The sequence below is a fragment of the Microbacterium sp. genome (genome assembly GCF_039812165.1).
GTDB lineage: Bacteria > Actinomycetota > Actinomycetes > Actinomycetales > Microbacteriaceae > Microbacterium.
This window is the reverse complement of sequence record NZ_JBDIAB010000100.1, coordinates 1-10,514: the sequence shown is the minus strand read 5'-3', so window position 1 is coordinate 10,514 and position 10,514 is coordinate 1. Positions and strand designations below refer to the sequence as shown.

Sequence of the window (10,514 nt, the reverse complement as noted above, 5' to 3'; positions counted from 1 at the left end):
GTGCCACAACGCAGTGAGCCAGTCGGAGGGCAGTGACTCGGTGCGGGTGCCCGCGCTGGCCAAGGCGGGCAGCAGAGTTGGTTGGCCTGAGATCATAGGCCATATGTTCTAAGCTGGACCGCGAGATGCTTGCACAAAGTTTCGATACTTGTTAGGCTGAAGACAGAGATTCGGAGTGGGGTGTGCGGGCCTCGTGCCCAGCCCGGAGTGGTTGATGGCAGTCGCGTGGAGCGACGTAGGAATGAGTGGGCGCGGTGACGCGCGAGTCTCGCCTCTTGTTCCTGTCGCGATCGGATCCGTCCATGTCCTCGCCCACGCCACCTTCCGGGCCGTTCGAGCCCGCCGACGTTCCGGATGACGGCGCCGGTATCGATGGCGCCGACGCCGAGACGGTTGGTGATGCCGTCGACGCGCCGGAGACTGCGGATGATGCCGCCAACGGATCGGAGGCTGCGGACGATGCCGACGTGGTCGCTGTCTATGCATCGTTGCGGCGGTCGGAGGAGGTGGTGGACGCGTTCGTGGCGACGGCGCGGCGGCGGCGTGCCCTGGACGCGGAGGAGATCCGGGTCCTCGCCCGCGCGGACGCACTGATCGGAGATGTCGCCGCGGATCTGTCCGGTCGCAAGCACGCGCGGGAGATCGCGCGCCGGTCGATGGTCGCCGACCTCGCCACCGCCGCGCGCCTCAGCGAGTGGACCGTGACCCGGCTGCTGGGCCAGGCCGCGGATCTGTGTGACCGGTTCGCGCCCGTCGTGGACGCGTTGGAGCGTGCCGAGATCTCCCGGCAACGCGTGTTCACCATCTACGAAGCCGGCGCGGCCATCGAGGACGAGGCTGCCCGGGCGGCGTATGTGACGCTCGCGCTCGCCGTGGCCGCGGAACTGACGCCGGGTCGGCTGCGGCCGGTGGTGCGTCGGTTCGCGGAGCGGTTCCTGGATCGCAGCCTGGCCGAGCGCACAGCCGACGCGCACGAGCGCCGCTGCGTGGAGGTCACCGACCTCGACGACGGGCTGTCGCAGCTGCTCGCGATCCTGCCGACGACCCTCGCCCACGGCATCGACGACCGCCTCACCGCCCAAGCCCGCACCATCGTCGACGCCCGCCCCGACCAGACCGCCACAGCTGAGACGAGTGCGGCTGGGGGTCTCGGCTCGGCCGACCGCGCCTCCGAGGGCGTTGCATCGGACACTGCATCGGACGCCGGGGTGGACACGCGGACGCTGGCGCAGGTCCGCGCCGACGTGTTCACCGACCTGCTCCTCACCGGCACGCCCGACGAGTGCCTCGGTGGCGACGGGCTGGGTGAGATCCGGGCCACCGTGCAGGTCACGATCCCGGTGCTCACGATGACCGGGCACAGCAGCGAGCCGTGCCTCCTGGCCGGCTACGGCCCCATCGATGCCGACACGGCACGGGAGCTCGCCGCAGGTGCGACCGGATGGGAACGCGTGATGACCTCTCCCCTCGACGGCGGCGTCCTCGCGGTCGACCGATACCGACCTACCGCCGACCTGAGACGGTTCCTCCGCGCCCGTGACGAGCACTGCCGGTTCCCCGGCTGTCGCCGCCCCGTCTGGCGATGCGACATCGACCACACCCTGGACGCCGCCCACGGCGGCCCCACCTGCCACACGAACACCGCGCACCTGTGCCGACGGCATCACACCCTCAAGCACGCCAGCGCCTGGACCGTCGCGCAGACCTCCCCGGGCGTGCTCGTCTGGACCAGCCCCACCGGACGACGCCACACCGACCGGCCCGAACCGCAGGTCCGTTTTATCCCCGATCCGGACCTTCTCCCGCGAAGACGACGACTCGAGGACTACGCACTGCTCGGAGGCGACCGCGGCGGCGGAGCATCCCCGCCCTTCTGATCCGCCGAGGTGCTGGGCCACTCCTCGGAGTACGGCACGACCTCGACGGGCATGACAGCCATGATCTCATCGTGAGTCCGGGGCGCGGCTCCGTGCGCGCGGTGCCGGGTCGCCGCGACTACGCGGTCGGCTCCGCGGTCGGCGCGGACGCCGTGCGGTGCTCCGACCACACCTGCCGGGCGATCTGCGCGAACGCCTCCGGCGGCTGGGCTCCGCTCACGCCGTACTTGCCGTCGACGACGAAGAACGGCACTCCGTTGATGCCGTACGCGGCGGCCTGCGCCTGGTCGGCTCGCACCGCGTCGAGGTACTGCCTCGACTCGAGGGCCGTGCGCGCGGCATCCGCGTCGAGACCCGCCTCTTCCGCGAGCGCGACGAGCTCGTCGACGCGGCCGAGATGGCGCCCCTCGGTGAAGTAGGCCGACATGAGGCGCTCGGTCATGGCCTGCTGGGCGCCCTGCGCCTTCGCGAAGTGCAGCAGCTCGTGCGCGCGCACCGTGTTGGTGTGCTGCAGCACGTCGAAGCGGTACTCGAGGCCCGCGTCGGCGGCGACCCCGGTGACGCGGTCGAGCATGCGCTGCACCTGCTCCCGCGGCATCCCCTTGTGACCGGCGAGGAAGTCGGCCTCGGAGCCCTCGAAGTCGACCGGGGTGTCGGGCGACAGCTCGAACGAGTGGTAGGTCACCTCGACGACGGGGGCGTCGTCGTCGGCGGATGCCGCACCCAGCCCCGCCTCGAGGTTGCGCTTGCCGATGTAGCACCACGGGCAGGCGATGTCGCTCCACACGTCGATGCGGATCGGGTCGGTACGGGAAAGCGACTCTGTCACACTCGGCACAACCGAGCGAGTGCGCCGCGCTATTCCCGCGAAGGCCCGTGACAGGCCGAGGGGCCCGTGTCCATGACACGAGCCCCTCGACTCCCCGCACCGGAGACGGGTCGATCAGCCCTTCGCGACGGTCTTGACCAAGCCGGTGACGCCGGACTGCCCGTCGCGGATGAACGGGTCGCCCTGGACGTCCTGATCGTCCTTCTTCAGGGCGAAGAACGCCCAGACGCCGGCACAGGCGACCACCCCCGCGATGACCATGAACGTCGGCTGGAAGCCGAGCGCGTCGCGGATGTAGCCGAACGGCGTCGAGAAGAGGGCGCTGCCCAGCTGTGCAGCGATCTCGAAACCGACCATGTAGAGCGTGGCCGAGAGCGCCGACGGGAAGTGCAGCGTCAGGTAGCGGAAGATGCCGAGCACGAACAGCGGCACCTCGATGGCGTGGAACATCTTGATGATCGACACGATCACCGGGTCGAGGAAGATCGCCGAGCCGAGGATGCGGAGGCACATGACCGTGACGCCCATGAGCAGGATGTTCCGGACGCCGACCTTGCGCATGAGGATCGGCACGAGCATCATGCAGAAGCCCTCGAGGAAGACCTGCACCGAGTTCAGGATGCCGTAGGTGTGCAGGCCCACGTCCTCGTTCTCGAAGAGCCCGCGATAGAAGTTCGGGAACATCTGGTTGTCGTACAGGTTGTAGAACGTCCAGCTGAAGATGACGAAGCCGATGATGACCCACAGGTGCTTGAACCTCAGCACCGCCACGATCTCGCGCAGGCTGGGCGCGGCCGGGTGATCGCTGTGCCCCGGCGCCAGCGGCACCTTGTCGGTCTTCCAGAAGACCTGGATCAACAGGCTGACGATGCCGAGGGCCGAGCCGATGTAGAAGTTGATGTGCGGGTTGACCGTGAAGATGAAGCCCGTGAACAGCGCGGCGACGGCGTAGCCGAGCGATCCCCAGCCGCGGGCGCTGCCGTACGCGAACCCGTAGGTGCGGCTCAGTCGCTCCGAGAACGCCTCCATCAGGCCCACCGCGGCGGTGTAGCCGAACGGCAGGTAGATCGACCCGACGACGAGGCCGAGCACGAACGCGTTCTTCAGGAGGGGCTCGTAGACCAGGATCGCGAAGGGCGCGAGGCACGCCATCACGACGGACGCGGTGATGACGAGGTGGCGGCGCAGCACGAGGCGGTCCTGCGTCATGCCGTAGAACAGCAGCACCACCATCGAGGTGATGGAGTTCACCGAGTAGATCATGCCGATCTCGCCGCCGCTGAGACCGAGGGTCTTGTCGAGCCACGTCGAGAAGAACGACCACCAGATGCCCCATGAGGCGAAGAAGACGAACAGCGTCGTCGAACTCTGCAGGTACGCCCCGTTCTTGAACAGATTCCTTCTGGGTTCCGCCATCGCAGACCTCTCCTTTGAAGTGATGAAGTGAGCTCGATTCGACGACGGATGCGCGGATCCGGGCGCGCGCACGCCCGTTGCACTCGGCGGCAACAGGCCCGTGATTACGCGGCCTAAATCGAGTGAGGCCGACGTTAGCAGTGCGCCGAACCCCCGCGCAACACCGGGGTTCGAGCACCGGCCGCGCCGACGACCGCCGCGAGCCATGCCGCGATCGGCATATCTCCGCTCAGCGGGTGCCGGGTGTGTCGACGGCGCCGCCGAAACGGCGGTCGCGATCGAGGTAGGTGCCGATGGCGCCCCACAGGTCGGTGCGCGAGAAGTCCGGCCACAGCGTGTCGAGGAAGACGAGCTCGGCGTAGGCCGACTCCCACAGCAGGAAGTTCGACGTGCGCTGCTCGCCGCTGGAGCGCAGGAACAGGTCGACGTCGGGCATGTCGGGCACGTAGAGGTGCCGGCGCACCGTCTTCTCGGTGATCGCCGAGGGCTTCAGGCGCCCCGCCGCGACCTCGGCGCCGATCGCGCGCATCGCGTCGACGAGCTCGTGCCGACCGCCGTAGTTGATGCACATCGTGAGGGTCAGCACGTCGTTGTCGCGCGTGAGCTCCTCGGCGACCCGCAGCTCCTTGATGACCGAACCCCACAGCCGCGGCGTGCGGCCCGCCCAGCGCATGCGCACGCCCCACTCGTTCAGCTGGTCGCGGCGCCGGTGCAGCACGTCGCGGTTGTAGCCCATGAGGAAGCGGACCTCGTCGGGCGAGCGGCTCCAGTTCTCGGTCGAGAACGCGTAGACGCTGAGGTGGCGCACGCCGACCTGGATCGCCCCGGCCACGACGTCGAGCAGCACCTCCTCGCCGGCGCGGTGCCCCTCGATGCGGGTGAGCCCGCGGCGGTTGGCCCAGCGCCCGTTGCCGTCCATGACGATCGCGACGTGGTTCGGCACGCCGCCGCGCGGAAAGGCGGGGGCCTGGATGCCGGTCCAGTCGAGCGGCCGATAGGGCACCGCGTCGCGGTGCGTGTAGGGCTTCGGGGTCAACGGACCGTCTCCACGTGTGAGAGCGAGCGGATGCCGCGCTCGAGGTGCCACTGGGTGTACGCCGCGATGAGGCCGGACGCGGCGGCGGTGGCGGACGCGGTCGCGGCGTCCACGGCATCCCACTCCCCCGCCATCAGCGCGCGCAGCAGCGCGATCGTCTCGGGATGCGCGCGCGGAGAGCCGGCGGGCGCGCACGAGACGCACACCGCGCCGCCCAGCTGCACGACGAAGCCTTCGTGCGGGCCGGGGCGCCCGCACCGGGCGCACTCGTCGAGCCCGGGCGCCCAGCCCGAGAGCGCCATCGCGCGGAGCAGGTACGAGTCGAGGATCGCACGGGCCGCATGGTCGCCGCGGGAGAGGGCGCGGAGGCCGCCGACCAGCAGCAGGTACTGCTGCGGCGTGGCCTCGGCCTCGTTCAGCCGGTCGGCGGTCTCGACCATCGCGTGCGCGGCGGTGTAGCGGTCGTAGTGCGTGGCGATCTCGGCGCCGTACGCGCCGAGCGAGTCGGCCTGCTGCACGATGTCGAGCGAGCGCCCCTCGTACAGCAGCACGTCGGCGACCATGAACGGCTCCAGACGCGAGCCGAACCGCGACGACGTGCGGCGCACGCCCTTCGCGACCGCACGCAGCTTGCCGTGGCGCCGGCTCAACATCGTGACGATGCGGTCCGCCTCACCCAGCTTGTGGGTGCGCAGGACCACGACCTCGTCGCGATAGGTGGGCACAGTCCATTATCCGTCCGGACCCCGACACGCCGGCGCCCCGCGCCGGACAGGGCAATGGCGCACCGGGTCCGCGGGGTGTGCGGTCCCGGTGCGCCACCGAGGTCTCGCTGATGGCGAGGGCCGTGAGACGCGGTCCGCGGGTGGCGGCTCGCGTCGAGGATCGGGTCGGACCGTGGGGTCGTGCCGAAGTGCGGGCGGATGCCGGTGTCAGACGGCCGCGAGGACTTCCGAGCGCTCGCGCGTGCGGATCGCCCGGTTGACGCCCGAGACGATCGCCTTGAGCGACGCCGTCGAGATGTCGCCGTCGATGCCGACGCCCCACAGGCGCTCGCCGTCGACGCGCAGCTCGACGTAGGCCGCGGCCTGCGCGTCGCCGCCGGCGCTGAGCGCGTGCTCGACGTAGTCGTACACCGTCACGTCGAAGCCCTGCGCGCGCAGCACCTCGAGGAAAGCCGCGACCGGGCCGTTGCCGTGACCGGATGCCGCGACGCGGTCCTCGCCGTCGCGCAGCGCGACCTCCAGCGACACGTCGCCGGTCATGTCGCTCTGGGTGCGGGTGGACAGCAGTTCGAAGCGGCCCCAGCGGTGCTCGTCGACGTCGGACGGCAGGTACTCGTCGGTGAAGATCGACCAGATCTGGTCGCTGGAGACCTCGCCGCCCTCGGCATCCGTCTTGGCCTGCACGACGCCGGAGAACTCGATCTGGAGCTTGCGCGGCAGGTCGAGGGCGTGGTCGGCCTTCAGCAGGTAGGCGACGCCGCCCTTGCCCGACTGCGAGTTGACCCGGATGACCGCCTCGTACGAGCGGCCCAGGTCCTTCGGGTCGATCGGCAGGTACGGGACGGCCCACTCCAGCTCGTCGACCGAGACGTCCTGCGCCTTCGCGCGGGCCTCCATGGACTCGAAGCCCTTCTTGATCGCGTCCTGGTGCGAGCCGCTGAACGCCGTGAAGACGAGGTCGCCGGCCCACGGGCTGCGCTCGTGCACGGGCAGCTGGTTACAGTACTCGGCCGTGCGCTTGACCTGGTCGATGTCGCTGAAGTCGATCTGCGGGTCGATGCCCTGGGTCAGCAGGTTGATGCCCAAGGCCACGATGTCGACGTTGCCGGTGCGCTCGCCGTTGCCGAACAGGCATCCCTCGATGCGGTCGGCGCCGGCCAGGTAGCCGAGCTCCGCCGCGGCGATCGCGGTGCCGCGGTCGTTGTGCGGGTGCAGCGACACGATGACGTTCTCGCGGTGGTTCAGGTGACGGCACATCCACTCGATCGAGTCGGCGTACACGTTCGGGGTCGCCATCTCGACCGTCGCCGGCAGGTTGATGATGACCTTGCGGTCGGGCGTCGGCTCGAAGACCTCGAGCACCTGGTTGCAGACGTCGACGGCGAACTCGAGCTCGGTGCCGGTGTAGCTCTCCGGCGAGTACTCGTAGTAGACCTTCGTCTCGGGAATGCGCTTCTCGAACTCGCGGCACAGCCGCGCGCCCTCCAGGGCGATGTCGACGATGCCCTGCTTGTCGGTGCGGAAGACGACCTCGCGCTGCAGCACGCTGGTCGAGTTGTACAGGTGCACGATCGCCTGCTTGGCGCCGGCGATCGACTCGTACGTCCGCTCGATCAGGTGCGCGCGGGCCTGCGTCAGCACCTGGATCGTGACGTCGTCGGGGATCATGTCCTCTTCGATCAGCTGACGCACGAAGTCGAAGTCGGTCTGGCTCGCCGACGGGAAGCCGACCTCGATCTCCTTGTAGCCCATGCCCACGAGCAGTTCGAACATGATGCGCTTGCGCTCGGGGCTCATCGGGTCGATGAGCGCCTGGTTGCCGTCGCGCAGATCGACGGCGCACCAGCGCGGTGCGGTCGTGATGCGCTTGTCCGGCCACGTGCGATCGGGCAGGTGCACGCGGATCTGCTCGTGGAACGGACGATACTTGTGGATCGGCATGCCGGAAGGCTTCTGGGTGTTGTCCATGATGGTCGCTTCTTCTCTCATCGAGTGTGCGGGCCGATGCCGAGCTCCGCGACGAGGAAGGCCCTAGAACGAGGACTCGTCGCGGCAGCTAAGAAGGAGCGTGCCAGCGCGCATGCGGTCAAGGGTACACCCCTCGCGCGGCGGTGGCGACCGTCGGCGCCGGGCCGGGACGTATCAGACGGCGGCGATGCGGGCTCCTGGCAGGTGAACGGCGGCATGCATCCTGCATCGGGATGCCCGAGCACGTGGGAGGGGACGATGGCTTCCACCACAGAGCGGACATACCGGCTCACGACCCTGGCGACCTCCTTCTGCCATCCGCGCGGACGCGCGTTCGTCACCGAGACGTATCCGCCCGTCGTCGCCGCGCTGTACGACGCGACGGTGTCGCTCGCCCGCTGGACCTCGGCGACGACGCCCACGCAGCGCGCCCTCGCCATCGCGCTGGCGATCGACGGCGACGCCGAGCTCGAGGCCCGCATCCGGGTCGACCTCGACGAGGGACTCCTCACGATCTCCGATGCCGTACGGCACGCGGATGCCGGTGCCGACGGGCTGCTGGGCGGCACGACCGGCACGGCGTGGCGACCGGAGCGCATGGCTCGTCCCGGCATCCGCGCGACGCGTGCGCCGCACTGCGTGGACGTGGTGCAGTCGTGGCTGCACGCCGAGCTCGTCGGCGGTGCGCCGCCGCTCGTCGTCGGCACCGCCTACACGCTCGCCGTCTTCTTCGGGACGGACGGCGCCGGCGCGGTCGCCGACGAGACCTGGCTGCCGTTCCCCGAGGGGCAGGACACGCTCGAGGTGCGGGTCCGCGTCATGAGCTCCGACTTCGACGTGCCCGCCGACCCGCAGCGGCTGCGCATCGGGCGCGACGGACGCTCGACCACGCGGGCGCTGTTCGACATCCGGCCGCGGGAGCGGCGACGCGACGACGGCACGGAGGCGCCGCACGGCCTGAGCGTGCTCGTGGACGTGCGCGGCAACTTCCTGCAGCGGCTGGACGTGACCTTCGACCGCGGCGCCGTGCCCGACCTGGAGAGCTACGGCCGCCAGCCCGCCGCCGCCGCGGTGCTCGACGAGCGCTGCGCCACGATCCAGATCAAGCCGTCGGAGAAGGGCTACGAGCTGCTCGCCCCGCAGGTGTGCGCCGACCCGATCGAGATCCGACTCACCGAGGACGAGCTGTGCGCGCGCATCCGCAAGGTGCGGAAGGTCCTCCTCCAGGCCGTCAAACGGCGCCCGATCGCGTTCCAGCTCGACATCTCCCCCGCCGACGGCGACGCCCTGCTGCACGATCTCGCCTTCGCGGGCTTCCGCCTCTTCCAGTCCGTGTTCTCCGGCCCCGAGGCGTCGAACGAGCTCAAGCGGGTGCGCGACTGGCTGTGCGCGCGACTGGAGCAGGAGGCCACGACGCTGCAGATCGTCTCGAGCGCCTTCCCGGTGCCGTGGCCGCTGATGTACGCCGTGCGGCGCTTCGACGCCGTGCCGCTGTCGTGGGACAACTTCATCGGCATGCGCCACGTCGTCGAGCAGATCCCGCTGACCCAGCTCGCCAACGTGCCGCCCGCACCGACGATCGACTCGACCCCCGAGCTCGGCGTCCGCACGCTCTACGACGACGGCATCGACGACGCGATGCCGTCGCGTCCGGTCGCCGCCCAGCGCGCCTACTGGAGCGCCCGCGGCGTCGCGCTCGTGGAGGGCCGGAGCGTGGAGGACCTCGTCGAGCACGGGCTGTCGTCCGCGGCCACCGAGAAGGTGCTCTACCTGTACTGCCACGCCGAGGCATCCGCTCTCGACCCCGACGACTCGAAGCTGATCTTCAGCGGATCGACGAGCGTGTCGCTCGGCCAGCTGTCGGTCTACGCTCCGACGGACGACGTGCTGCAGAGCCATCCGCTCGTCTTCATCAACGCGTGCGAGTCGGCGCAGCTGACCCCTGACTTCTACGACGGGTTCGTGCCATACTTCCTCGCGAAAGGGGCGCGCGGGGTGATCGGCACGGAGTGCAAGACACCGGGGCTGTTCGCGAGCGAGTGGGCGAAGGCGTTCTTCGACGAGCTGTTCGCGGGCACGTCGGTCGGCGCGCTGGTGCTGAGTCTGCGCCGGCGGTTCCTCGCCGAGCACAACAACCCGCTCGGACTCCTGTACGGCGTGCACTGCGACACCGACACCGTGATCGCACCCGCCCTGGCATCGGCAGCGTGAGCGAGGGATCATGAGCGGCACCGAGGAGCGTCCGTCCGTCCGGTCGATCGAGGCGGTGATCCTCGCGCGGTCGTTCGCCGGCGCGAGCGGCCGCGCCGAGATCGTGGCCGACTTCCCCGCGTCGGTCGTCGACCTCTACGACGCCGTGCTCGCGCGAGCGGAATGGCACGCGGCGACGACGCTCGCCGATCGCGCGCGCGTGCTCCTGCGCGTGCTCGACGACGACCCCGGCCTCGAGGCGCGCTACCGCGCCGACGCCGACGCCGGCCTGCTCGGCTTCGGCGCCGGCGAGGACGACGAGCTCGACGCCGCGATCCGCGCGCTGGAGGATCCGCGGGCCCGCGGCATCAGCATCGGTCCCAGCGACGACGCCCACACGCGCGATCGGCAGCGGCTGCCGCGGCCGGGCGCCGGCGTGGGCGCCGTGCCCCACGAGGCCGGCGGTGACGGTC

The 10,514-nt window shown here is 70.1% G+C and carries 8 protein-coding genes; 3 read left to right on the top strand and 5 right to left on the bottom strand.

The window, feature by feature from the left end:
- The first annotated feature begins 245 nt into the window (after window positions 1–245).
- Entirely contained in the window at window positions 246–1,877 is a 1,632-nt protein-coding gene (locus tag WML84_RS09160; protein ID WP_347345839.1) for a DUF222 domain-containing protein, read from the top strand.
- A 118-nt stretch (window positions 1,878–1,995) separates the two neighbouring features.
- Here WML84_RS09160 and WML84_RS09155 read toward each other — a convergent pair whose 3' ends face one another.
- The 5 genes from WML84_RS09155 to leuA form a co-directional block, all read right to left on the bottom strand.
- The gene (locus tag WML84_RS09155; RefSeq protein ID WP_347345838.1) at window positions 1,996–2,706 is read right to left on the bottom strand and encodes a DsbA family oxidoreductase; all 711 of its coding nucleotides are present in this window, start codon (window positions 2,704–2,706) and stop codon (window positions 1,996–1,998) included.
- A 114-nt stretch (window positions 2,707–2,820) separates the two neighbouring features.
- On the bottom strand, window positions 2,821–4,122 hold the full coding sequence (locus tag WML84_RS09150) for an oligosaccharide MFS transporter (RefSeq protein WP_347345837.1): 1,302 nt from the start codon (window positions 4,120–4,122) through the stop codon (window positions 2,821–2,823).
- Between the two features lie 229 nt (window positions 4,123–4,351).
- Window positions 4,352–5,158 carry an isoprenyl transferase gene (locus tag WML84_RS09145; protein ID WP_347345836.1) on the bottom strand — a complete coding sequence of 269 codons (807 nt, stop codon included), beginning with the start codon at window positions 5,156–5,158 and terminating at the stop codon, window positions 4,352–4,354.
- Entirely contained in the window at window positions 5,155–5,883 is a 729-nt protein-coding gene (gene recO, locus WML84_RS09140) for a DNA repair protein RecO (RefSeq protein WP_347345835.1), read from the bottom strand. Before recO ends, WML84_RS09145 begins: the two co-directional genes overlap by 4 nt.
- Window positions 5,884–6,090: 207 nt before the next feature.
- Window positions 6,091–7,851 (bottom strand): 2-isopropylmalate synthase, encoded by a 1,761-nt coding sequence (gene leuA, locus WML84_RS09135; protein ID WP_347345834.1) that lies wholly within the window; start codon window positions 7,849–7,851, stop codon window positions 6,091–6,093.
- Window positions 7,852–8,109: 258 nt separating this feature from the next.
- Between leuA and WML84_RS09130 the strand changes: the two genes are divergently transcribed.
- Window positions 8,110–10,062 (top strand): CHAT domain-containing protein, encoded by a 1,953-nt coding sequence (locus WML84_RS09130; protein WP_347345833.1) that lies wholly within the window; start codon window positions 8,110–8,112, stop codon window positions 10,060–10,062.
- A gap of 10 nt (window positions 10,063–10,072) precedes the next feature.
- A partial coding sequence (locus tag WML84_RS09125) for a hypothetical protein (protein ID WP_347345832.1) occupies window positions 10,073–10,514 on the top strand: 442 nt, incomplete at its 3' end.